Genomic DNA, 24,445 nt, shown 5'->3' with positions numbered 1-24,445 from the left:
CCTTAATTTTTTATCGCATTTAAACAATGAACATACATAGCTTGGTTAAATTGTTTCGCAAAAGCATAAGCTAATTTTTGCTGCTGCCTTTGCTCGCTGGTTTTCATAACATCATTGCTATTATTCATAGGCTTTAATCCACACTGTGACTGTATCAAGGTTATGTCTTCTTGCTCTAACCCCGGTACGACAATCCGTCTTCCTTTACTGTGCAGTAAGCGAAAGTCTTTCTTGGATATCGACTTTTCAATTGCAACTGATATATCACTTTCTGTTACCGCTTTAACTGTTGTTTTACTCGCTAATTGTTCGGCTTCTGGCTGGTTATTACAAGCTACCATGCTCGCTAACGCCACGATGAATATTATTACTAAACAATAGTTTTTAAGCATTATTCGATCCTTTAACAGCAATACGACGCAGAGCGATAAATAAAACTAGCAGTAAATAATAAACACTACCACCGCCAGAAGAACTACTTTCTGGCTCAACCGTTGGAGGAGTTACTGGCGTTGGTGTAACTGGCGCCGCAGTAACCGTTATAGATATTTGCGCACTGGCACCGCCTTGTTCAGAATCTTCAATGGTATAATTAATGGTTTCAGAGCCGCTAAAGCCATTTGCTGGTGTGTAATTAACTTTATTATTAACAATAGTGACCGTGCCGTTGCCTGAGGCATTAACTGTTTTTAGGGTTAGCGCTTGCCCTTCGACGTCACTATCATTAACCAGAACATCTATTTCATTGTTCGTGGAATCTTGAGCGACAGTTGCACTATCAGCATTTGCCACCGGCAGGTCGTTTATAGCTTTAACATCAATACTAACTTGGAATGGGTCACTCACTAGGCTATTGGCAGTTGCCGTCATATTAACCTTGATATTGCCATTGAAATTTAGCGCTGGTGTTACCGTTAAACCATCAAAACTATAGTTTTCACCTGCTGTAATGACTAAGCTCTCGATTACCGGACTATTTTCAAACGTTAGTAATGCCGCATTTAATGCAATACTAGTGTCTTCATTTGTACTTATATTATTTTGCCCTGAAAACACTGGCTTGGTTGGTGCAGCATCTGTTGAATTTATTTCAAAATCAGCGCTATTAATTGCAAAGAAAATATTGTCACTACAGGCAACTTTTATCCGTGCTGTACTCGTTGTTAGGTTAGGTAAATTAATTGTATGGCTACCATCATTGTCAACGTTACTTGCCAGTGTTTGCGAGAAGCTTTGACCAGAGTCCGTTGAAAGTAAAATATCTACCGCCGCACAAGATACAGGAGCATTTTCCGTTCCCGCAGTTAGCCAAGTTACGGTTTGTACTGAGCTATTCCAATTGGCAATGTCATTAACTTTAAAGCCTTCTTCATTAGCAATCACATTAACTTTTAGCGCATCATCAACTAAGTTATTTTGATTGTCACGCACTACCAGTCTAAAGTTTAACTCACGCGTCATAGTAGGTAGCGCTTCACCATAGGTAGTTGTATTGGTCAAGATATCAGCTAGCTTAGGAAACGTACGCTCAGCATTACTAACCGGGCTAAATGTGCGAAATAGTGGCCGTTTACCATCATCAATTGCATCTTCAGCGGCACTAGTCGATTGCGCACCTAAGTCAAATTGCTCCCAGCTATAACTTAAACTATCACCGTCAGGATCAGTTGCTGTCCCAGATAACGTGAACGGAGTTCTGGCTGGAATTGTCCGATCAACTCCAGCATTCACCGTAGGAGCATCATTCGATAAGCTTGAAGTTGTACCACAGCTTGATAATCGCGAGGTAAAGTTACGCACTTGTTCGATAGAATGAATATGAAAATAAGGATCTGAGTTTCTTTGTATATTTTGTTCTCCACAAATACCAGCGTAGCCCATAATAGTAGATGCACTTCCTGGCTCATAAGCACTGCCAGCTTCACGATTGCCATCACACGCTTCTATACCACCATTAAAGGTATGATCCGCACCAAACTGATGACCGATTTCATGAGCAACATAGTCAATATAGAATGAATCAGATGTTGGTCTACTGCTGCCCGTAACGCCTTCTGCTTTGATACTCGTACACACCACTTCAAAGCCAGCTAAACCGCCACCACCTGTACCTACCAAGTGACCAATATCATAATTTTCTGCACCAATAGCGCCGTCAATAACTCCGGCATTTAAATCAATATCCTCATCGGTGTTGGCAAAAGGGTCGGTACTACTATCGGTAAAAATAATGCTATCATTCTTAGCTACCAACTCAAATTTCATTGATAGATCACGCTGATAAACATCATTTAATCTATTAACTAAAGTTACTAATGCCGCAAGGGTACTTTCTTTTGTTCCGCCATGAAATGCTGCATATTCCCCTGTAGTAGCAATTGCAAGTCTATATGTTGTTAAAGTTGTCGCCTTGGTATTATTTGAAGTTAATTTTTGCAAATTTACATTGTTTGCGCCTGCCGCTCGTTTGCGCGGAGCTAAGCGTTTAGAAAATTCGGTTGTTACAATCGGCTCAGCATCTTTACGGTAATAATTGTAATAGTGCCTATTACTGGCTTGGCTGCTCGGGTCGATAAAAATTTGTTCATCCCCTTGGTTAAATACACCATGAAAACCTTGCGGGGTAATATCAAATTGTCCGACGTTATTAGCATTTTCTACTTGCCTACCAGAAAAAGTTCTTATGGTAGGGTATTTAGCTGCTAGCTCAGGGTGCATTACTTGTGATGCAGTTAACTCAAATTTAGCGAAGCGACCATCAGGTAAAGGTAAGTCCACTAATATTCTGTCGTTATTTAAAAGTTGCTGCTCAAGTACTGAGATATCAACTTCAAAATTTAAACCTGACGTTGCCTTACTATTTACCTTTGTCAACGATACAGGTGCCATACTTGTGTCGCTAGGTGTTTGCCAAAACTGTTTATCAATAGCTACATTTTCATAAGCACTTGCTTGAGCAATGTTTATTGCTCCGATAAAACAAAACAAACCGAGAAATAATTTTGATTTAACCATTTTTAATTCCTGCTTTTACAACTTTGAATTTACATCATAGCGTTAAAAATAATTGCTGTTAGTAGCTAATTGTCTACACATTGTATCCGCTTGGATACATTGAAATATATAAGTTAGCTTATCATAGGTTAACAAAACATTAACAAAATATTTTTTGCCAAAAAAAAGCGCCTCCAATTAGGAGGCGCTTTTAACTATCTTTAATTTTACCTTGTAGCTAAATGTTATGGCCTTTTCGAATATAACCACCAATAAGCAATGCTATTGCAAATATAACTAAACTGGTTGGCTCTGGAATTCTTGTCGTATTATCAATTGGATCTCGAGCCCAAACATTTAAATGTGATATGCCTTTATTACCCAAGTCACCGGTATTCAAAGTTCCACCTAGTTGATACGGCGTTAGAAAATTCAATGCTGGATTATTTTCTGCAGCGAAGATTGTTTTAAAATTAAAGTCATATACCGCGAAACCTCCCGTGTCATTTCCATTTCCATTTCCATTTCCATTTCCATTTCCATTTCCATTTCCAGCTTTAACTGAAAAAGCTAAATGGTCAAATGTAGAGGGGCCCAGTAATGACTGTACATTTTCAATCACATCAAGTTTAGTCGTTAAAAGCCAGCTAATCGAGCTACAATCCGAAATACTACCAGATGTACAAGTCAGGCTAAGTGTTAGTAAGTCACTAACATCTAAAGTTAATGCAGGGTTATCATTCAATGGTGCGGGCCCCACTGTACTGTAACTTATATTGTTATTTTCTGCATTAAAGTGTGCTAAATGAATCCATCCGGGATCATTTTTAATGCCATCAACATCTAATGCCTGAAAGTCACTTGGATCAACAAACTCTTCGCCATTAAAAATATCTTCTCCATTCAATAAACCATCGCCTGCTTGACCGATATTTGGGCTAGGAGAGCTCAACCCTCCAGCATCGTCATTACCAGCGTAAACTCCCACACATGCAGTCGCATCATAAGCGTTCACAAGTAAATTGACACCCGACGGTTGTCCTGATGGCAAAGGAGGTGCAACAATTTGCTCAACTGAAGTTAGAGTTGCACGGGTTACATCACATGTTCCTGGGTTGGCGATAAAACCAGCAAAAACAGGGCCAGACGTCAATAAAAATAAAATGAATAATATTTGAATTAATCGCAACATAATCAAAATTCCTTATGACTAAGTTAAAGAGTTCTAAATGATCATATAGTAATGCATAAAGCACACCATATAAAAAAATCTTTATTTTACAGCGAGGTAACGTATTCTTGAATTCTGACTTAATAAAATTGTTAAAAATTTTGACACTTTGATCTACACGTTAAAAAAAGTATCTTGCGGCAACTTGCCACTGACGTTCAACTAAATTGGCGGGCTGATTGAGATACATTCGAGCCATACGTTGGCTGTTAATCCAATTGTATTCGACCGATAGTAGCCAAGGTTTACTATAGCGATAGGTATAGTTTATTGTCGCAGACTTACCGTATTCATTGTTATTATCACCAACGGTTTGATCATTATCCGTTACTGAAAACTCTTCTAATCTTATGGTGGCTCGATGTTTTTTAATTCTTTTCGATAGCGCTAAATAACCACTGGCGTAATCATTATTTACCACATCCATTTTCAGTGGGCTTTGCATCAGGGTATCGCCATAAAGGTATTGTCCACTTAGCTCGACAGCGTAGGGCAATCGCCAGCTAAATCCAAAGTGACTAAAACGCGTGCGCCAACCATATTGACCGTTTTCCACCATATAAGGTGTGGCTTTATTATCATAATAACCTACCGAAACTTGACCTTTATTATGAAACTTTATTTTACCGCGTAAGTGCAAGCCCCAATTATCATCAAGTTCTAAAAAAGGCTCTGACTTGCTGGCTTGGCCATTTAGATCATAACCAGGCATGCGCGCACGAAAATCCGGGATCGCTTTTGATTCTGTCCATAATGTTTGCCGGTTTCCTATCGTCCAGCCGTGCCAAGATAGTAAGGCGCCAGCAGGGTCATTGTTGACAAAGGTACTCGCTGCGATAGTTAGGTCAAATTTATTGTCATTAAACTTTCCTAACCGAGTTATCGCCAACTCACTTCCTAATACTCGAATTTCTTCACCAAGCCAGGTATTAATTGCCGAAGAATTTAAAGTATTTCGGCTTGCCCATGCAAAGGCATTATTTTCAAGTGAGATCTCAGGGTAGAAAATACCGGCTTTGGTTTGCCAGCGGTAACCTGAGCTACTAGGTAAACTACGATACTTTAAAAACGCTTCTGTTATTCCTAAAGTGCTATCGTTTTCATCGCCATAGCCATTGGCGACAATATGAGCGCTGACGCCAGTATCAAACTCAATTAAAAGTTCTAGCCCTGCCTGCGCTAGTGACAGGTTTTCGCCGTCACTACTGGTAAATTTACCATAACCCCCATCGATGTAACTCGCTATCGTTTTTGCACTAGTCGCCCTAATATCGACTACGCCATGCACTTTATACTCCGCCGCAATTGTATTGGCGATGCAAAATAGTAATGCAAAGGTTAACAGAGTTTTTAACAAGCTAAAATCCTATTCAAAAACATATGCTTCCTGCTCCAATAGCCACGGTGTTAGTTCATTGGCATGCTTAGGGCGACTAACATAATACCCTTGAGCAAGTTCACAATTATTTTTCGCTAGCCAATTTAAAGCAAACTCATCTTCAATGCCTTCGGCAACAACACTTAAGCCCATATTGTGCGCCAACTCAATGGTTGAGCGTACAATAATTCTATCGTCTTCGTCATCACATAAACGCTGCACAAAAGATCGATCTATTTTTAGCTCGTGCACCGGCAATTGTTTAAGCTGTGCCAATGATGAATAGCCTGTACCATAATCATCAATCGATATTCGCATACCATGTATTTTAAATTGCTGTAATAATGCAATGGCTGACTCTGGGTCTTCAACAACAGCACTCTCTGTAACTTCTAGCGTGACCTTTTCAGCAGGAACGTCATACTCTTGAATTGATTGACAAATAAACTGATAGAAATGACTATCTTTAAGGTTTTCGGCCGAAATATTTATCGCAACGCTAATATTTAGCCCTAACTTTCGCCACGACTGATACTGCTTTAATGTTGTAATAAACACCCAACGTGTTAAGGCATTAATTTGCCCGGTTTGTTCTGCAATATGAATAAAGTTATCAGGTGGCACCATACCTAAACTAGGATGTCGCCAGCGCACTAGCGCTTCAACATGAGTGACTATGCCAGTTTGAAGGTTTAGCTTAGGTTGATAATGTAATTCCAACTGGTCACCGGCAATGGCATCTTTAAGATCATTAATTAAGTTTAAACGTTCGACACTATTAACATCTAAATCTTGGTGATAGGTTTGTACACGTTGATTTACTTTGTGGCTATGGTGTAAGGCAGTATCTGCCATTTGCAATACTGACTTAGTCGTTTGGCAATGCTCTGGCACGGCGGCTATGCCAATCCGCACTTGTAACTGTAAGCTAATACCCTGATATTCACAGTTTTCTTCTAGCACCTGATAAATTTTTTCTACCAAAGCGTCGGTCGATAATTCAGGAGAAATTTCTGCTATTAAAACAAATTCATCGGCACCAACATGACATAACAATTGAAAGTCTTTCAAGCTACTCAGTCGTTTAGCGGTTGATTTGATGAGCCAATCACCTACATCGTGGCCTAGTGTTTCATTGACATCTTTTAATCGGCTTAAATTCAAATGAAACACTGTAAACGCGATCTCCTTATCAGCCAATGTTTGCAGAGTTTGCTTTAATACGCTGCGATTAGGTAAATCCGTTAGTGGGTCATGGTTGGCCCTATGAGTAATAGATTTTTCACGCGACAATACTGCTGATTGCATGGCATTAAACTCATTAGCAAGCTGGCCTAACTCGCTATTATCGTTAACTTTTACCGTTTGATGATAATCACCACTTGCCACTATTTTTGCTTGTTTTACGAGTTGTTTAATGGGTTTAGTTATCGACGCAGCAATGATATAAGCAACAGCTAGTGAAAGTAGCAGGGTTACAAAGGTCAATATTAAAAACTGCCACCATTGCTTTTGTAATACTTCAACAATATCTGATCGCAAGCCATACATGGCTAACGCCAATTGCACATGTCCATCTTCATCAATTAAGTGTCCAACGGCAATATATTCATCTGGCGTATTGTTAGTAACAATACTTTTAGTTAATGACAACTGGGCAGCGTCATTAGATGAAGCAATTAAACGCCACTCGTCTCCTTGTTGAATAGCAAAGTCGGTATGCAATTGGGTAATATCAAAAAAGTGTTGTGCTAACTCCTGATCAATTTCAAATCCAAACGCTAACCATCCTATGGTTCTTGCTCCTACGGTCATAGGAGAAAAACTAATTTGGTATACTTCATCGTTAACCATATATAAATGCGCTTGATCTTGGTTCTCTAACCACTTTGGGAATCGAAACAATTGATCACGCTCACTACCTTGCCTAATTTTCGTTTTGCCTGTGGCTGTTTTCTCTGCAATCAACTGCGCACTAACAACACCATCTGCGGAAATTGCCATAGCAATATCAGCATCAATACGCTTACGATGATTATTCATTGCTACTAATAAGCTACGTAATTCATCTTCAAACACTTGTTTAATACCATAGTCTTTCGCGGCCGTTTCAGCGAATGCCGTTAGGTAGTCACGTCGGCTGTCAAATTGCGCATTAAAAATAGTCTTTGCTGTTGTCAAACGATTGGTAATTTCTTGCTTTTCCTGGCTCTTGTTACCAGCCATGATAGTCCAGAATGCAATCGCTTGTACCAGCAATAATAGCAATACAAAAAATATAAATATCTTGGTTTGTAAGCTTTTCATTAAGAAAAACAGTCCTTAGTAATCTGATAGAAAGTCGAAATCTTCTTCATTTTCCTGCTTTGGTGCTTTAGTAATTTCATGAGGAATTTTTATCGTTATTTGTTTTATTTCAGGCCATTCAACTGCTTGGCTATAACTATGGCCATCAACTTGCATTTGCGGATGCCAAGCAACTAATTCATATTTGCCCTGTTGCTCAATCGCTATATTAACAATTCCCTGAACATTAGTTTTACCAAAGTAAGGCGTATCAACAAGGTATAAATATCCGCTCATCCAATCATGAATATTACAGCCCATGGCAACTTCACCCAATTGTTGAAAGTCGTTTTTATTTCGTGATTCTCCCGCACGAATTTTAAATGAGAATTTGTTTTCGCCAACGGGGGAATATATATGGTGCGTAATATCGTCTTTATTTTGAAATATTGCCTGATTACCAAGCTGCATAACACTAATGTAAGGAGTAAATGCTCGCTGCAACTGGCCAATTTCAATAACTTTATCGCTAACAGGAAGCGCCATTGCATTTAGAGGTTTTAAAAATACCACTAAATCGGCAAGTGGATTATCACTAGCATCAACCAGTGTGATCTCAAAATCTTCAGCTTTCACCGAGTATGAATTCAGTAGTATTAAAAAAAATGTAAAACAAAAAAACCGCACAACTATACCCAGAATTAATTTAAGTTAACTAACCATGACCTAGAAAATCGAAATTTTGTTTCAATATTATATGACTATTCTCATTTATTTTTGTTGCCGTACCTAGATCATAAAACAATTAAATACAGCAACAAAAATGAAAACTTTACCAAGTTATTAAGCTATTTTAAGATAATCTTTCACAATTTCAGCGCCGTTATCAGCTTGGATAGGCTTAAATATAAAGCCAGAAATACCATGTTCTTGGCACTGGCTAACTAAGCTTTTATCCGTTACTGACGACAACATCACTACAGGTACATTGCAACCATTGGCACGTATTGTTGCTAACGCTTGGTCACCATTCATTTCACCCATCACCACATCCATGATCATAAAGTCAGGCTGATGTTGTTGCACCATAGTTACGGCCGTGGAACCGTCATCCGCTTCAATAACATTATTATAGCCCAGCTGCGATAAATAGCGTCGTAAGGCTTTACGTATCATAGCACTATCGTCTACGAGTAAAATTTTACTCTCAAGTGGCAGCGTTTTAGTGTGTGTATTGGCGATACCTGTGCTCGCTTCGCGTTTAATACCAACCGATTGATACTCAACATTACGAATCAATAAATTAAAATAATAACGACCAACACCGGCAACAGTAATAGGCACAGTAATCACTTCTTTTACCGCCACTAAATACTTATCCATATCTTCAACATCATGAACAAAGTAAGGGCTAGAAAACTTATAGTCTAAGCTATAACGACCATGCAAATCGGTTGAGCGACCCACAATGGTATTGCCCCACTCTGCCAGCGCATTACTTAGATCTTGATTAATTTCCTGATAGTCATAGTTTTCTTCAAACATGTTTTGACATACAGAGTTACCAATAGCAATTGCAGTTTCTGGGTAATGATGCATCATAATGACCCCGTCTAAGCCACCAGTCACTTCTGAGCAAACCGCATAACCTTTAAAACGAAAATCATCGACACTATCAACAAAGGCCTCTCCCGCCTCACCAGATAAGTTGGTCATCGCTTTCAAGCTTGCCAATGATTCATTAATAAATGGGTATAAAATAACTTTATAGAGAGCTTCAACAGACATAACGATTCCTTATTTATTATTGTTTTTATCGTAATTGTCGAAATACCATACTGCGCCCAAAGGAAAAATACAAATATCGTTACTTAACTGTAATAGCCATACACTAACTAGATAAGTAAATGGTTATCTATCGGGAAAAACTTACTAGCACTGTTGATTAGCGCTTGTGCCGTTAGTTCTGTAACACCGTAAACATGCGTTTTTACGCCATCACGCAACATTACTTTTCGAAGTAGAAGCTCAAAATCTCCATCTCCTGATAACAACACAACAATATCAACATTTGGCGCAGCTTCCATAACATCAATAGTAATGCCGACATCCCAATCACCTTTTGCTGAGCCATCACGTCGTTGAATAAACGGCTTTAACTTCACATCAAAACCAATATGTTTTAATGCTTGTTGAAATTTATGCTGTTGATCATCACTGCGTTGTATCGCATAGGCATTGGCCGTGACAATTTCACCTTCTTGCCTGATTTGCCGCCAAAACGCTCGGTAATTAAATTGCCTAGCAAAGGAATCACGAGTGGTGTAATAAATATTTTGCACATCAACAAATATTGCTATTTTTTTTGGTGGCACACTGTTTTCTGACATATTTTCTAGCTCATAAATTATAATGCTGATATCCCATTATGGTACTTTGCTTTTATTGAAATAGCAGGCAAATATTTTATAACGAGTTATAAACTAAAAATTAAAAAGTTGTCGAGATATTAGCGAAAAAGAGACAAGATTGCTGCTAAGTGATACAATAAGCGGTCAAATAAAGTTGAGTAAAACAAGATGTTAGCCATTCGTAAAATATTCTATTTAGTGCTTCGTTTCCCGATCATGTTATTGGTTCGCTGCAAAATTGTTGCTGATAAGATCATAAGCGCTGGTCAGCTCAAACCTGAGCAACCCATTTTTTATGTTTTACGCCATCAATCTGCCAGCGATGTACTATCTTTACGTAAAGCTTGTAAAAAAGCTAACTTACCTGATCCACTTGAAAAAGTAACTGTTAACGAGCAGCAACTTTCACGTTTATTATTTTTAGAAAAACCAACTGCCTTATTTCATTGGCGTAAACCGACTAAAACAACGGCTATTGCACAAGGCTTTGAACTACTTAATGCTCATGCCAAAGATGAAAAGCTTGATGCTCAATTAATTCCCGCAAATGTTATTTGGGGACGTACGCCAACAAAAGAAAAAAATACCACCAATGTCGGCACCTTATTGGCCGATCAAGAATCCCCAACCTGGCTACGAAAATTCTTTATCGTATTATTTTTAGGTCGCCATACCATGGTGCGTTTCAGTGAAGCAATCTCATTTCGCCATATGGCCGACAAACACGGCAGTGACGAAGCTAGCGCACGTAAATTAATGCGTATCGCTCGCTTTCATTTTCATCGCCAAATTATTGCCGCCACTGGCCCACGATTAATGCATCGTCAGCAAATGTTTGAAACCTTAATGGTGAATCCCGCAATTAAACGCTTAATTAGTGACGAAGCAACTAATAAATCGATCAGCGAAGCCGAGGTACGTAAACAAGCTCTGGCTATAATGGATGAAATTGCTGGCGATTATCGCGATGTTACCGTGCGCTTTGGCGAGCGAATTTTAGGCTGGTTGTGGAATCGATTATACAATGGTATCGAGGTCAGCAAAGCTGAACGTTTACGTAATTTAGCGCAAGAAGGCCATGAAATCATCTATGTACCTTGCCATCGTAGCCATATGGACTATCTACTTTTGACCTATGTTATTTTTCAACAAGGCTTAGTAACACCGCGAATTGCTGCCGGCATTAACTTAAATTTCTGGCCTGCTGGGCCTATTTTTAGAAAAGCAGGTGCGTTTTTCATTCGTCGAAGCTTTAAAGGTAATCGCCTTTACTCAACCATTTTCCGTGAGTATTTAGGCTTGCTTTTTGAGCGTGGTTACTCGGTAAAATACTATTCTGAAGGTGGTCGCAGCCGCACTGGCCGTTTACTTTCGCCAAAAACCGGCATGCTTGCCATGACCATTCAAAGTTTATTGCGCGGTATTGATCGTCCATTAACCTTAGTGCCCGTGTATTTAGGCTATGAACATGTGATGGAAGTTGGCACTTACCATAAAGAACTCAGCGGCAGTCAGAAAAAAGGTGAGTCGATATTTGGCGTAATTAAGGCAATACGGAATTTGAGAAACTATGGTAAAGGTTATGTTAATTTTGGTGAGCCAATTAACATTAACCAATTTCTTAATAAACAAGTTCCTGACTGGAAACAAGCTATTGACCCAATCGACCCGCAAAAACCAAAATGGCTAACACCTAGTGTTAACACCTTAGCGCAACAAGTCATGGTTTCAATTAACCAATGTGCCGCTTTAAATGGCGTGGCGCTGGTTTCACTGATTTTACATGCAACAGAAAGTAAAGCACTAACCAAGGCCGAGTTAATTACTCAGCTTGATTTCTTTTTATCCTTACAACGTGCAGCACCTTACCATAAAGAGCTAACAGTACCTGAACAAACAGGAGCAGAGTTACTTGCTCATGTTATTACCTTAAATAAGGTCACCGTCAACCAAGACAGCTTTGGTGAAATCATTTCATTAACAGAAAGTGCTACTTTAGAACTGCGCTACTACCGCAATAATATCTTACATTCATTCGTTGTACCTTCTTTGGTTTGTCGTTTGCTAGAGCGCAACGCGAAAATTAATGAAGAAGATTTGATCACACAAATTCAACGCTTAGTACAACTACTGAAAACTGACTTGTTTTTATGGCAATCGGCTGATGACATCAAAGAGCAAGTACAAACAATTTGCCAGTTTTTAGCTGATGAAAACATAGCTAAACAAAGCAAAGCTGGCTTTTGGTCACTCAATAACACCAGTGACGCACAAGCAACAGTGCGCTTAATGGCGGAGTGTGTTAATGAAACCATGCAACGCTTTGCAATAATTACCTCACTATTAAGCCGACTAGCGCCTATTGCCAAATCAGAGTTGGACGAGAAAGTCGTTGCTATTGCCCAACGCTTATCGGTTCTAAATAATATTAATGCGCCAGAGTTTATTGATAAGAAAGCGCAATCAACCTTAATTTTGGCGATGAAAGAGCAAGGTTATATTATGCAAGATGAAGACGATAAGCTCATAGACAGCAGCACATTAGGCTTATTAAAAGGTTCGGTTAGTAACTTAGTCGATATTGAAGTACTGCAAAGTATTATGCGTTAATAAACTGCAAATAAGCACTGACTCCACCAAGTAAGTGCTTATTTTCACTATAGTGCTATAAATATTCGATTGTAACGCCAATAAAAACAATCAAACCAACATAATGGTTATTTAAAAAAGCCTGAAAACAACGTTCGCGCTCTCGGCCAGCAATAAGTATTTGTTGATAACAGAAAAAGCCTGCTGCAATCACTAATGCTAGTAGATATGGCCAACCAAAAGCTAGCATATCACCAACAGTAAACAGTAGAGCCAATGTTAGTAACTGTAGCAATAAAATAATACGCTTGTCGTTATTACCGAAAAGTATTGCAGTCGATTTAACACCAATTTTTAGGTCATCATCACGATCCACCATGGCATACATAGTGTCGTATGCTACAGTCCACAATACATTGGCACTAAACAGCAACCAAGCAACAACAGGGATTTGCCCTTGCTCTTCAGCAAATGCCATGATCATGCCCCAGCTAAATGCTGCACCAAGTACCACTTGTGGTAAATGGGTAATGCGTTTCATAAATGGATAACTGGCCGCCAGTCCTACAGCGACAAATGACAGTAGAATGGTATATTCGCTTAACGTTAGCACTAAACCAAAAGCGATAAGAATAAAGCTGGCAAATAACTGCAATGCTTCGCTACTTGTTAATGCTCCTGTTACGAGCGGTCGGTTTTGTGTGCGCTTTACTGCGCCATCAATTTTGCGGTCTGCATAGTCATTAATAACACAACCGGCACTGCGCATTAAAAATACCCCTAAACTGAACACTAATAACATATGCAACGACGGCCAGCCATCAGCCGCTATCCAAAGCGCCCAATATGTTGGCCAAAGTAACAAATAAGTGCCTATGGGTTTATCCATACGGGTAATTTGTTTTATCGCCGTTAATTTCTCTGTTAATTCACTCAATGTCAAATCTTCTTATTCTTGGTATGCAAAAGCACCCGGTAGAAAAACTTCCGCCACCATTAGTGGTTTATTATTAAGCATAAAAACCGAACGACGCCCCCACATAGGCTGCTCAACTTTTAATGCCAAATGCTGGGCTATGTTTGCCACCGTTGACTGCTCATTAAATTTTGCAACTTCAATTTTCTTTCTTAACAAATTGGGATGATTAAACAATACCTGCCCCAGCGATTGAGTGCCGAGTTGTGCAAGCTGTTGTTGGTCGCCAGTAAGTGATTTCAACGGTAATAAACTACGGGCAAAAACTTGCGGTATGTCGTCACAATACAGCAATACTTCGCGCACTAATACTTGCTCGCCTGCAACTATGTCTTCATTGGCTTCAGCTGCATTGCAGCTTGCAATTTTTTGCCCAAGTACTTCAACACGAAATTGTTGGCTATGCTGTTTTAAGCGCGCAGTTAGCGACGCTGGGTCGAGTAACCAGTTACGTAACATTGGCTTTAATACAACCGAACTTGGTGTTAGCCAAGTTGCAATCATTTGTACAGGAAATAAAGAATGCTCTGCTGTCATACCTGTTAACGATACCTTTAACTGAAAATGCAAAAAACGACGTATGATAGCGCTTAGCATGGGAAAAATATAGCCTACTCCGCCCCTTTACATGTTTGAAAGATTTATCAATACATTCAAGAATACCAAGCACTAAGGCAAAAACTAACTTAGCAGGTAAAAAAATCGCTAAATAATTCTGCGCACAAGTAAAATTCGCGTTATTATTGATCCTAATGACCTAATTCACCAATGTACTAACGACTTCATTCGAGTTTGCGTATTATGAAAATGCCGATAATTTTATTGATAGCCCTGCTAGGTTCAACAACAGTCAAAGCCGCGGATTACGCCTACTTTGGCTTTGAACCGTCAATTGTGACTAACTACATCGCAGTAAAGAAAAAAATGGGCTATGTGCGACTAACGGTAGAATTGATGATTGAAGATGCATCAAACTATGAGGTTGTGGAACACCATTCACCACTGCTACGTGACGCTATTATTAACATTATTGGTCAGCAGCCAGAGTCAAAAGTTAAATCAATTAATGGTCGGCATGAAATCCAACGTTTGTGTGAAGAAAAAGTGAAACAGTTGTTGGAAAAAGAAACTGGCAAACCGTTAATTAAAAAGCTTCTGTTTACACAATGGTTAGACAACTAAAGTTAGCAGATTAACAATACTGGAATATTACAAAGCGCATTTTAGTAGTAACTAAATGCGCTTTTTTTCTTTTACAACTTTAAGATATGCTAAGCAACAACCACTTACCAAACCCAGTAAATGCGCGGTATTAGCAATATTAAATGGTAATATGCTGGTATAGCCTAATAATAACCAAAACAACATAAAGCCAACAATTGGCTTAGATAAGGCTAAACCTTTTTCTGGTAACAGCCAACCCAGCCACCAAACATACCCTACTAATCCATATACCACACCTGACAAACCAGCAAAATTTGGCCCATCAACGATAAACTGGCCAAGGTTTGAAATAACAGCCGTTGCCAAAAATAACTTAATTAAACTGGCTCGACCAAACGTTTGTTCTACAGAGCCACCCAGTTGCCACCACCACATAGTATTAAACACTATATGTAGCCAAGAAAAATGAAACAAGGCTGGCCCTAATAAACGATGCGGTGCTTGAAAAATTTGCTCTAAGTTCAAATATGAATAAAACTTCAATTGCTGAAATATAGTGCCAGCCCAGCCCAATAGGCTCGCAATAAATACTGCCCAGCACAAAATAAAAACTGATAAAGTAACGATACCAGCATGAGCAAAAAACTGCTTTTTGAAACTAGTCAGTAACGGTGGGGAATGTGGGTTAACATCAGTAATATTGCCATTTTTCCAGGCCGCTTGCTGATATTTAGCTTGATACGGTTGTTCAATAAATTGCTTAAATTCAACAACCGCTAATTCGTATTTATCCGGCTGACAATAAATAACAAAGTTATCGTTTTCATTGTTGATTTGCGCCCTTATTTCAATAGTGTCTAAGTAGTCACAAAACAATAAAGCAATATTGTGTTGCTTAACACTAACAAGTGGGCGCAAACCTTCAGTAGTCATTAACGTGCAATAGTATCCGGATATTGCAACTGCCAATCAGTAAAGCCACCGTCAAGTGAGTATACGTCGGTAAAGTCTTGACTGATCAAAAACTGCGCCGCTTGCTGACTTGAAATGCCGTGGTAACAACAAACCACGACCGGTGCATCAAAATCAGCCGTACGTAAGAATTCAGGTAAGCTTTCGTTACTTAAATGTAGAGCATTTGGAATATGGCCCGCTTGAAATGAAGCCGGATCGCGAATATCAACCACAACATGAGTGTTATCAGCTAGTACTTGCTGTAATTCACCAATTTGCATGTGTTTAAAATTTTCTTCGCTACTTGCCATTATGCTTCCCAATTTAAGATAACTTTGCCTGATTGACCTGAACGCATAATATCAAATCCTTGCTGAAAATCATCAACATTAAAGTGATGGGTGATAATTGGCGTTAAATCTAAGCCAGACTGGATCAAACTTGCCATTTTATACCAAGTTTCAAACATTTCTCGACCATAAATTCCTTTAATGGTTAAGCCCTTAAAGATAACTTGGCTCCAGTCAATTGCCATATCTTGCCCTGGAATACCCAACATAGCTATTTTACCGCCATTGTTCATATTGGTTAACATATCAGTAAAGGCCATAGGCACGCCTGACATTTCCATGCCAACATCAAACCCTTCGGTCATGCCCAAGTCAGCCATAACATCAGCTAATTTTTCTTTACTAACATCAACCGCACGTGTGGCACCCATTTTACGTGCTAAATCTAAACGGTACTCGTTAACGTCGGTGATCACTACATGGCGAGCACCAACATGCTTAGCAACCGCTGCCGCCATAATACCAATAGGGCCAGCACCGGTAATAAGCACATCTTCGCCGACTAAATCAAAAGAAAGCGCAGTATGTACAGCATTACCAAATGGGTCAAATATCGCTGCTAAGTCATCAGAAATTTCATCGGGTAGTTTAAAAGCATTAAACGCAGGAATAACCAAGTATTCAGCAAATGAACCTTCACGATTAACACCAACACCAACAGTATTACGACATAAGTGTGTGCGGCCACCGCGACAATTTCGACAATGCCCACAAGTAATATGTCCTTCGCCTGAAACACGATCACCTATGGCAAAGCCTTTCACTTCTTCACCAATGCCAACCACTTCACCGGCATATTCGTGACCAACAACCATAGGAACTGGAATGGTTTTTTGTGACCACTCATCCCAGTTATAAATATGAATATCAGTACCACAAATCGCGGTTTTCTTTATTTTGATCAGCAGATCATTATGCCCTAGCTCTGGCATTGGTGAGTCGGTCATCCAAATGCCCGGTTCTGCTTTTAATTTTGCTAAAGACTTCATGATTAACCCTCAATCACTTTCATTTCTTTACCGATACGAATAAATGCTTCAATGGCTTTATCTAATTCAGCTTTAGTGTGTGCAGCAGAGATTTGCGTACGAATACGTGCTTGGCCTTTTGGAACAACTGGGAATGAAAATCCAATCACATAAATACCTTCAGCTAATAGACGGTCAGCCATATCGCTTGCAACTTTCGCATCACCTAACATCACAGGTACTATGGCGTGATCAGCACCGGCACAAGTAAAGCCAGCCGCTTCCATTTGAGTTCTAAAATATGCAGCGTTATCTTTTAAGGTTTTACGTAGGTCATCACCGTCTGCAAGTAAATCCAATACTTTAATGGAAGCATTTACAATTGCCGGCGCTAATGAATTTGAAAATAAGTATGGACGCGAACGTTGACGTAACCACTCAACAACTTCTTTTTTCGCTGACGTATAACCGCCTGACGCACCACCCATAGCTTTACCTAACGTACCGGTAATAATATCAACACGACCCATTACTTCACAGTATTCATGGCTACCACGACCTTGCTCACCAACAAAACCAACTGCGTGTGAGTCATCAACCATGACCATAGCGTTATATTTATCCGCTAAGTCACAAACGCCTTTAAGGTTGGCAATAACACCGTCCATTGAGAACACACCGTCAGTAGCAATCAACTTAAAACGAGCACCCGCTTCATCAGCTTCTTTTAAACGCGCTTCTAATTCTGCCATATCATTATTGGCATAACGAAAGCGCTTCGCTTTACATAAACGCACGCCGTCAATAATTGAAGCATGGTTAAGCGCATCTGAAATAATTGCGTCTTCTGGGCCTAATAAGGTTTCAAATAAACCCGCGTTGGCATCAAAACAAGAAGAATACAAAATTGTATCTTCCATGCCTAAAAAGTTACTTAACTTCTGCTCTAAAGTTTTGTGAATATCTTGCGTACCACAAATAAAACGTACTGACGCCATACCAAAACCATGCTCATCTAAGCCTTGTTTTGCTGCGGCAATTAACGATGAATGGTTTGCCAAGCCTAAGTAGTTATTGGCACAAAAGTTAACCACGTCTTCACCTGTATTTACCGCTATTTGTGGCTGCTGGGCAGTTGTAATTACACGCTCAGCTTTATATAAACCATCAGCTTTTACCTGCTCAATTTGCGCAGTTAAATGCGTGTAAAAACCTTTTGTTGATGCAGATTCAGTCACGTTAATTCCTTAATAAATTAGTGTCATTTAATCGTTATATTATCAGTCTAGTCAGCCTTGCAAGAAAAGTGACACTAATTGTTGATATGCACTTTTTAATAGTTAAATTGACATATATACATGTCAAAGTGTAAGTTACAGGCTATTTTATGAATTTACTGCTGAGAGAAGTGTAGTTTGCTAACTGAAAAAGATGAAGAATTGTTGTCAATATTGCGGATAAATGCTCGAGCCAGTGTTTCTGATATTGCTCGAGCAACTGGAGTTTCGCGCACAGCAATACAAAACCGCCTCAACAAGCTTGAAGACAACAATGTTATTAAAGCCTATAGTGTTGTGCTAGGCAGCGAATATACTAGTAAGCTTATTTCCTCTAACGTATCTTTAAAAGTTAATCCTAACCTGCGCCAAAACATTTGCTTGGCATTGCGAAAAGTTCATCAAATTAGTCATATTTACTCTATAAGTGGCGAATACGATCTGTTGGTTACTATTCAAGCCAGCACTTTAGAAAAGCTTAGTGAAGTATTGAACTTGGTGTGCTCAACCGAAGGAGTAGAAAGAACAAATTCATCAATTATTTTAGACACCATATTCGAACGCTAGTACGTAATTTACTGATATTTAGGTATACTAGCCCCCATAAACCAGTTGATGTTGAGTCCCGTTGCGTGCGAAATTCTTTAGCTTTATTTCTCTATCGTTTATTAGTTTTATTATTAACACCCGTGCTTTTACTGGTACTGGTTATTCGCTCAATTAATCATCCAAAATACCGCCAACGACTTAGCGAACGGCTAGGAATATTGCCTTCGTCACTAAAGTCTGATGGTATCATCGTCCATGCTGCGAGCGTTGGTGAAGTTATTGCACTTAAACCCTTTATTAGCGAATTGATAGAAATATATCCAAACTTGCCGATTACCGTCACAACATTCACACCAACTGGCTCTGAGCAAGTTAAAAAGCTTTTTGCTGACAAAGTGCAACATTGCTATTTACCGCTCGACAATATCTTTGCAACACAGTTATTTTTGCGATGCCTAAAACCTAAAACTATGGTTTTTATGGAAACAGAATTATGGCCCAACCTAATCGCACAATGTAAAAATAGCAAAATCAAATTACTCTTAATTAATGGCCGCCTTTCGGACAAATCCATGCGAAGTTATCAAAAGCTTAAATGGTTAATTACGCCGGCAATACAGCGTTTTGATAAAATATTAACCCAGAGCCAAGTTAATCAAGATAATTACCTGGCCATGGGTGCAACCCCTAAGCAGTGTCAGCTATCTGGCAATCTTAAATTTGATATTTCATTAAATGATGACGTGGTTAAAAAGCAGCAAGAGTTAGCAAAACTTATCGTAGAGCCGCGCAATATATTGCTCATTGCCAGTACTCATCCAGGCGACGAAGCCATAGCTTTACAAACCTTTGAACACCTAAAACAGCAAGATAATAATATTTTATTAATTATCGTTCCTCGTCACCCAGAGCGCTTTGCACAAGTAGCTAAGCTGGCTGAAGAGGCGGGTAACAAAGTACTCAAACGTAGTGAAAAACAAGCGGTAACACTCGCTACCCAAGTTTGGATCATTGATACTTTAGGTGAATTACTTCCAGCTTGTGCTTTAGCTGATGTAGTAACTATGGGTGGAAGTTTCAGCGATATTGGCGGTCATAACCCATTAGAGCCAGCATTATTTAAAAAACCGGTCATCGTTGGCCCAAATATGAGTAATTTTAAAGAAATTTTAGCACAGTTGACATCCGCTCAAGCAATAGTGCAAATTGCTGAAAATGACGATATGCCAAAAGCATTAGCGACTGAAGTATTGCTCTTATTATCAGATAGCGCTTTGGCAAAGTCGTTAGGACATAATGCTTATCAGGTCGTGCAAGCAAATCAAGGAGCAACAAACTTAAGCATCGAAGCATTAAAATATTTAATATCGACTCATTAATACCTTGATATAAAAAAGCCCCGTATCAACGGGGCTTAAAAACTAAATATAAACGATAAGATTATATTTTTACTTCATTACTATAACCAGAGTTTTCACTGCTGTTACTTGCTTTTACACGATACTTAAACGTACCAGAACCGGGCACATCGATAAAACTGGTAACATTAGCGCCAACTGTCGCCAATGTACTGAAATTGCATGTTTTGCTCTTACCTTTACCTGTTTCAAGGCAACGTTCGATAATGTATTGATCTTCAGTCGCTGCATTATCTTGCCAACTCAAAGCTACCGACTTAGTCGCATTTTTACCTTTGCCCGAGGTGGTAACATTAGCTGTTAAATTGCTTGGTGCTGGTAACCCTGTACCAGTGCCGCCACAACCATTTAAACAAAAGGTCATACTTGCCGCAGAGTTACTAATATTACTTATAGTATTACCTGTTTGGTTAATCAAACCATTTTGATACGTATCTGTATTCGGGTGACCGCCAGGGCCTTCAGCTATAGCGTCGTTACCTTGACCATGGAATAGGTCGTCAGCATCGCCACGATCTATGCCTTGTTCAAGTTCGTATCCTCCATCAGCTTGCAATAATGCGACTTGATAATGATTTCCATTTTGTGGCCAATTTCTCTGCCCTGGATAACCTTCCGTATTATGTCCGGTCTGCTCATCGATATGCCAAATAGCAAGGCCTCCTTGTGGCATCGTACAATCAAAACCTGAATTCTGCCTATTTTCTACAAGCAAATATTCACCATTTGGGAAACCTTGAGTAATTTTATAAACATCAGGGTGGTGTTCAGCTTCACGTAATGTGTATTCACCCGCTGTATTAATTACTTGTGGTGTATACCAGCCTAATTGCGTTTTACTCCATGGAGAAAAATGTGGTGGACAATATTGTGTGCCTTCAAAATCCCAAGAGTTAGCCATTAAGCCGAAAGAACCAATACCTGCGCCACCTCCGTCTGTATCATAAAGATCAGGTAGACCAAAGAAATGCCCAGTTTCATGGGCGATAACACCAATGCGGCCTATTTCAGATCCTGACGTACTCCATAAAGCTGGACTAATATGATAATCATTAACGGTAACACCTTCAGCGGAAGTCCAGGCGGAACTTTGCATTGCCCAACGATGTGACCAAATACGGTCATTTTGACCTGCGCCATCAACATCGGTACCACCCCATTCAGCACCATAGCCCGAATGCAAAAACGCTATAGCGTCAATATTACCATCACCATCAGAATCAAAATTGCTAAAATCAACCGTTTGATCTAACTGAGTTAACGCCTCTCGTAAGCCTTCCCATAACGTTTGGTCACCTGATTGGCCATTGGCATAATATGCTTCAGTTTCAGACAAAGTTATCCATGCATAAACGCTGGAATTTAGCTGAAACTGACCATACGAGTTTTCAAGATATAAATCACGAATACTGCCCGTAGGTGCTATTACTGGATCACCACCAATAGCATTAAATAGGGTATCAACTTGCGCGACAGAAGGCAGGTTACGTCCAGCGTGATCAGCAAAACGAATCATAACAACAAGGTTATTAACCGCACCTACTGGCGTAACACGTTGAGGTGCATCTGCATTAGCACTAGCAATTTTCTTTGATGATTGTGCTTGCACTGCCTTTGATGGTTTTAGTCTCTTTTGTAAACCTAATGCTTTCGGGTTTGCTTGACCAACAACATGTGGTGATGCTTTCAAACGACCATTACTTTCTTTAGTCGCATACTTGTACCAACCGTTATGGCGCAAGATAGTATAGCCATCTTTATCTTCATTCCAGTTAAAGTGTTCATCACCTTTAACTCGAATTTCAATCATAGTGCCATCAGGTTGGCGTTCCAGAATAGGGTTTGGGTTTGCTTGGTTTGCCATTGCTGATGGTGCTACCGCGAATTGGCTACCTAAGCCAATAGCGGCCGCCACTAGGGCTACTTTTGTATTCAACTTCATCTCTATCACCTCGTTAATCAATTATTATTATTGTGATGGTTGAATATCGAGAACAAATTATCATCGATATCCTTGGAGACATTATGAACATACATTGTGGTTGACCTGTTAGCAGATAAACGACTTTTTTTCGTAGGTTACCGACATGTTATATTATAAAAAACAAACTAATGTAAATAATATCAGTTAATTACAACTTAACTCTTAAGCTCAAAAAACTGAGAAATACTACAAATACTTTTTAAACCAAGTCACAATTTCTTCTGTTGCTTGCTCTTTATTTTGAACTAGTCCGTGATTATCGCCGGGATAAAGTACCAGCTTATGCGGCATATCAGCTTTTTCTAACGCTTCAGCCAAAGCTATAGATTGCTCAACAGAAACACGTTCGTCAGACATACCATGAAGTAATAAAATGGGCACATCTTGAGGGATTTCATCAAGCCAATAAAGTACAGAACGTTTTTCAAGCTCGGCCTGTTTGTTTTGTTCGTACTTTGGAATACGTTCCTTATAAACCCTTTCCATTATTGGTCGTTGTTTTAAGCCAACAATAACATCTGATTTACCGGCAATTACTGCGACTGCTTTTACTTTATTCGTTTGCTTTAGTGCTAAGTACGTTTGCATACCACCACGACTCGCGCCTAACATACCTATGCGCTTATCATCTGCGCCAGCTGCGCTTGGGATCAAATCTAGCAAAGCCGTAACATCATCAACATCTTTACCACCAAACTCATCATCGTCAGCTTTGTTCTTATTAAAAGTTCCACGGTACTGGCTACCAATAATAACAAGACCCTACTCGGCAATTGGAAACAAGTTATGCATCATAGAGCCAAAGGTAACGGCACCAAAATCGCCATTACCACCACGGTTATAAATCACGACAGGTAACTTTTTAGAGGTACTTTTGGTTTGAATAATAAAGCCTTTCACTTTAATACCATCAACCAAATATACAAATGTTTGACACGTTAGTTGCTCTTGATATGCAGTGAACGCCTCTTGCTTAAATGCTTTATCAAAGCGAGCTAACGCACGCTTTATTTTTGCTTCTGTTTTAAACTTCTTTTGATACTTTTGAGCCATACTCTCACGCCAAGTATCGTAATCACTATAGTTTTGACGAAAACAGTTTCTTTCAGCGAGAACACTTTTATCGGCAATAAGTTCCGCCGTATGACCAAATAACGGCAATTCCAAAAAAAATAATGCAATAAAGGTTTTATTCATCTTAAATCCTTATAAATGACTGAAAATAGAGAATTGGATACAACAGCTCATTCATTGAGCCATACCGTTGACTTCACAATACAGGTTTATTTTTTAAGATAAATCCTAACACCTAAAATTGTTAATAAAATCAGTAGGATTAAACCCAACACTCCTAGCACTTGATCTATCTCTTTATGCGATGTCCATTGCAAATAATGCACTTTATAAAGCAAGTTTATTAAATGAGTGTCTTGACCTTTTTGACTTAAGCGTAAGTTATTCCAATCCAGCTTTACCTCAATGCCGGTATTGGTTTGAGCAGATAAACCATCCAATTTTATTACTTCGCCATAACGTCCACTATTGCGAGCAAAGGCATCGGTTAATAAGGCTTTAAACTCAATTTCGGTCGGTACAGGTTTAGGGAGGAATGAATTTGGGTCTAGATGTTCAGTTTTATTATTAGCCTTTACCAATAAATGGTCACCCAAAATGCTGCTGACTAATTTCATTTCTTGCCAGTCACTTTTTGGCCGAACAAGGATTGCATCGTTAAGTGAGTAAGTTTTTATTGATAGTTGTTCATAAGCGCCTTGATATCCAGGTTTTATGAAAAAAATTACACCTGTGATAGTCCAACCTAGCATAGGCAACACTAAAATGAGGCCAATAATTTTGTGCAGTTTTCTACTTTTCATCACCTTGTTAATGCGCCTTATAATAGTATTTCAATGAAG

The 24,445-nt window shown here is 39.2% G+C and carries 22 protein-coding genes; 4 read left to right on the top strand and 18 right to left on the bottom strand.

The window, feature by feature from the left end; translation table 11 throughout:
* Positions 1-2 precede the first annotated feature (2 nt).
* The 8 genes from AC27HL_RS01320 to AC27HL_RS01285 all read right to left on the bottom strand — a co-directional run bounded on the left by AC27HL_RS01320 (position 3) and on the right by AC27HL_RS01285 (position 10,279).
* Positions 3-392, bottom strand: coding sequence for a hypothetical protein (locus tag AC27HL_RS01320; RefSeq protein ID WP_487078419.1), 390 nt, complete (start codon positions 390-392; stop codon positions 3-5).
* The gene (locus AC27HL_RS01315) at positions 385-3,015 is read right to left on the bottom strand and encodes a reprolysin-like metallopeptidase (RefSeq protein ID WP_487078417.1); all 2,631 of its coding nucleotides are present in this window, start codon (positions 3,013-3,015) and stop codon (positions 385-387) included. Before AC27HL_RS01315 ends, AC27HL_RS01320 begins: the two co-directional genes overlap by 8 nt.
* 217 nt (positions 3,016-3,232) lie before the next feature.
* Entirely contained in the window at positions 3,233-4,186 is a 954-nt protein-coding gene (locus tag AC27HL_RS01310; protein WP_487078415.1) for a hypothetical protein, read from the bottom strand.
* A 160-nt stretch (positions 4,187-4,346) separates the two neighbouring features.
* On the bottom strand, positions 4,347-5,582 hold the full coding sequence (locus tag AC27HL_RS01305) for a hypothetical protein (protein ID WP_487078413.1): 1,236 nt from the start codon (positions 5,580-5,582) through the stop codon (positions 4,347-4,349).
* Positions 5,583-5,591: 9 nt separating this feature from the next.
* A complete protein-coding gene (locus AC27HL_RS01300) occupies positions 5,592-7,910 on the bottom strand; it encodes a putative bifunctional diguanylate cyclase/phosphodiesterase (RefSeq protein ID WP_487078412.1) in 2,319 nt (772 codons plus the stop codon).
* Between the two features lie 15 nt (positions 7,911-7,925).
* Positions 7,926-8,525, bottom strand: coding sequence for a cupredoxin domain-containing protein (locus AC27HL_RS01295; protein WP_487078410.1), 600 nt, complete (start codon positions 8,523-8,525; stop codon positions 7,926-7,928).
* Between the two features lie 207 nt (positions 8,526-8,732).
* Positions 8,733-9,677 (bottom strand): response regulator, encoded by a 945-nt coding sequence (locus AC27HL_RS01290; protein ID WP_487078409.1) that lies wholly within the window; start codon positions 9,675-9,677, stop codon positions 8,733-8,735.
* Positions 9,678-9,784: 107 nt separating this feature from the next.
* The gene (locus AC27HL_RS01285) at positions 9,785-10,279 is read right to left on the bottom strand and encodes an NYN domain-containing protein (RefSeq protein WP_487078407.1); all 495 of its coding nucleotides are present in this window, start codon (positions 10,277-10,279) and stop codon (positions 9,785-9,787) included.
* A gap of 189 nt (positions 10,280-10,468) precedes the next feature.
* On the opposite strand from AC27HL_RS01285, the gene plsB reads away from it, so the two are divergent.
* Positions 10,469-12,910: a glycerol-3-phosphate 1-O-acyltransferase PlsB gene (plsB, locus tag AC27HL_RS01280; protein ID WP_487078406.1), complete on the top strand. Its 2,442-nt coding sequence runs from the start codon at positions 10,469-10,471 to the stop codon at positions 12,908-12,910.
* A 55-nt stretch (positions 12,911-12,965) separates the two neighbouring features.
* On the opposite strand, the gene ubiA is transcribed toward plsB, so the two are convergent.
* Positions 12,966-13,826 carry a 4-hydroxybenzoate octaprenyltransferase gene (gene ubiA / locus AC27HL_RS01275; RefSeq protein WP_487078405.1) on the bottom strand — a complete coding sequence of 287 codons (861 nt, stop codon included), beginning with the start codon at positions 13,824-13,826 and terminating at the stop codon, positions 12,966-12,968.
* Positions 13,827-13,838: 12 nt separating this feature from the next.
* Positions 13,839-14,402, bottom strand: a complete 564-nt coding sequence (locus tag AC27HL_RS01270; RefSeq protein WP_487078404.1) for a chorismate--pyruvate lyase family protein — start codon at positions 14,400-14,402, stop codon at positions 13,839-13,841.
* A gap of 264 nt (positions 14,403-14,666) precedes the next feature.
* Between AC27HL_RS01270 and AC27HL_RS01265 the strand changes: the two genes are divergently transcribed.
* Positions 14,667-15,047 (top strand): flagellar basal body-associated protein FliL, encoded by a 381-nt coding sequence (locus AC27HL_RS01265; RefSeq protein WP_487078403.1) that lies wholly within the window; start codon positions 14,667-14,669, stop codon positions 15,045-15,047.
* 51 nt (positions 15,048-15,098) lie between these two features.
* Here AC27HL_RS01265 and glpG read toward each other — a convergent pair whose 3' ends face one another.
* The 4 genes from glpG to AC27HL_RS01245 are packed head-to-tail and all read right to left on the bottom strand — an operon-like array spanning position 15,099 to position 18,539.
* Positions 15,099-15,962: a rhomboid family intramembrane serine protease GlpG gene (glpG, locus tag AC27HL_RS01260; RefSeq protein ID WP_487078401.1), complete on the bottom strand. Its 864-nt coding sequence runs from the start codon at positions 15,960-15,962 to the stop codon at positions 15,099-15,101.
* Positions 15,962-16,294, bottom strand: coding sequence for a thiosulfate sulfurtransferase GlpE (gene glpE, locus AC27HL_RS01255; RefSeq protein WP_487078399.1), 333 nt, complete (start codon positions 16,292-16,294; stop codon positions 15,962-15,964). Before glpE ends, glpG begins: the two co-directional genes overlap by 1 nt.
* A complete protein-coding gene (gene tdh / locus AC27HL_RS01250; protein ID WP_487078397.1) occupies positions 16,294-17,322 on the bottom strand; it encodes an L-threonine 3-dehydrogenase in 1,029 nt (342 codons plus the stop codon). Before tdh ends, glpE begins: the two co-directional genes overlap by 1 nt.
* Before the next feature lie 2 nt (positions 17,323-17,324).
* Positions 17,325-18,539, bottom strand: a complete 1,215-nt coding sequence (locus tag AC27HL_RS01245; RefSeq protein WP_487078396.1) for a glycine C-acetyltransferase — start codon at positions 18,537-18,539, stop codon at positions 17,325-17,327.
* A gap of 177 nt (positions 18,540-18,716) precedes the next feature.
* Here AC27HL_RS01245 and AC27HL_RS01240 point away from each other — a divergent pair, with 177 nt between their 5' ends.
* Both AC27HL_RS01240 and waaA read left to right on the top strand, forming a co-directional pair.
* Positions 18,717-19,145 carry an Lrp/AsnC family transcriptional regulator gene (locus AC27HL_RS01240; protein ID WP_487078395.1) on the top strand — a complete coding sequence of 143 codons (429 nt, stop codon included), beginning with the start codon at positions 18,717-18,719 and terminating at the stop codon, positions 19,143-19,145.
* 65 nt (positions 19,146-19,210) lie between these two features.
* A complete protein-coding gene (gene waaA, locus AC27HL_RS01235; protein ID WP_487078394.1) occupies positions 19,211-20,506 on the top strand; it encodes a lipid IV(A) 3-deoxy-D-manno-octulosonic acid transferase in 1,296 nt (431 codons plus the stop codon).
* A 61-nt stretch (positions 20,507-20,567) separates the two neighbouring features.
* On the opposite strand, the gene AC27HL_RS01230 is transcribed toward waaA, so the two are convergent.
* The 4 genes from AC27HL_RS01230 to AC27HL_RS01215 form a co-directional block, all read right to left on the bottom strand.
* Positions 20,568-22,487: a M6 family metalloprotease domain-containing protein gene (locus tag AC27HL_RS01230; RefSeq protein WP_487078393.1), complete on the bottom strand. Its 1,920-nt coding sequence runs from the start codon at positions 22,485-22,487 to the stop codon at positions 20,568-20,570.
* A 228-nt stretch (positions 22,488-22,715) separates the two neighbouring features.
* Positions 22,716-23,279: an alpha/beta hydrolase family protein gene (locus tag AC27HL_RS01225; RefSeq protein ID WP_487079863.1), complete on the bottom strand. Its 564-nt coding sequence runs from the start codon at positions 23,277-23,279 to the stop codon at positions 22,716-22,718.
* A 12-nt stretch (positions 23,280-23,291) separates the two neighbouring features.
* Positions 23,292-23,726: a hypothetical protein gene (locus tag AC27HL_RS01220; RefSeq protein ID WP_487078391.1), complete on the bottom strand. Its 435-nt coding sequence runs from the start codon at positions 23,724-23,726 to the stop codon at positions 23,292-23,294.
* A gap of 86 nt (positions 23,727-23,812) precedes the next feature.
* Positions 23,813-24,406, bottom strand: a complete 594-nt coding sequence (locus AC27HL_RS01215; protein ID WP_487078390.1) for a PepSY domain-containing protein — start codon at positions 24,404-24,406, stop codon at positions 23,813-23,815.
* Positions 24,407-24,445 lie beyond the last annotated feature (39 nt).

This window comes from Colwellia aquaemaris, from assembly GCF_057548755.1.
Note: the sequence above shows the minus strand (reverse complement) of the source record. Positions and strands in the feature narration are given on the sequence as shown.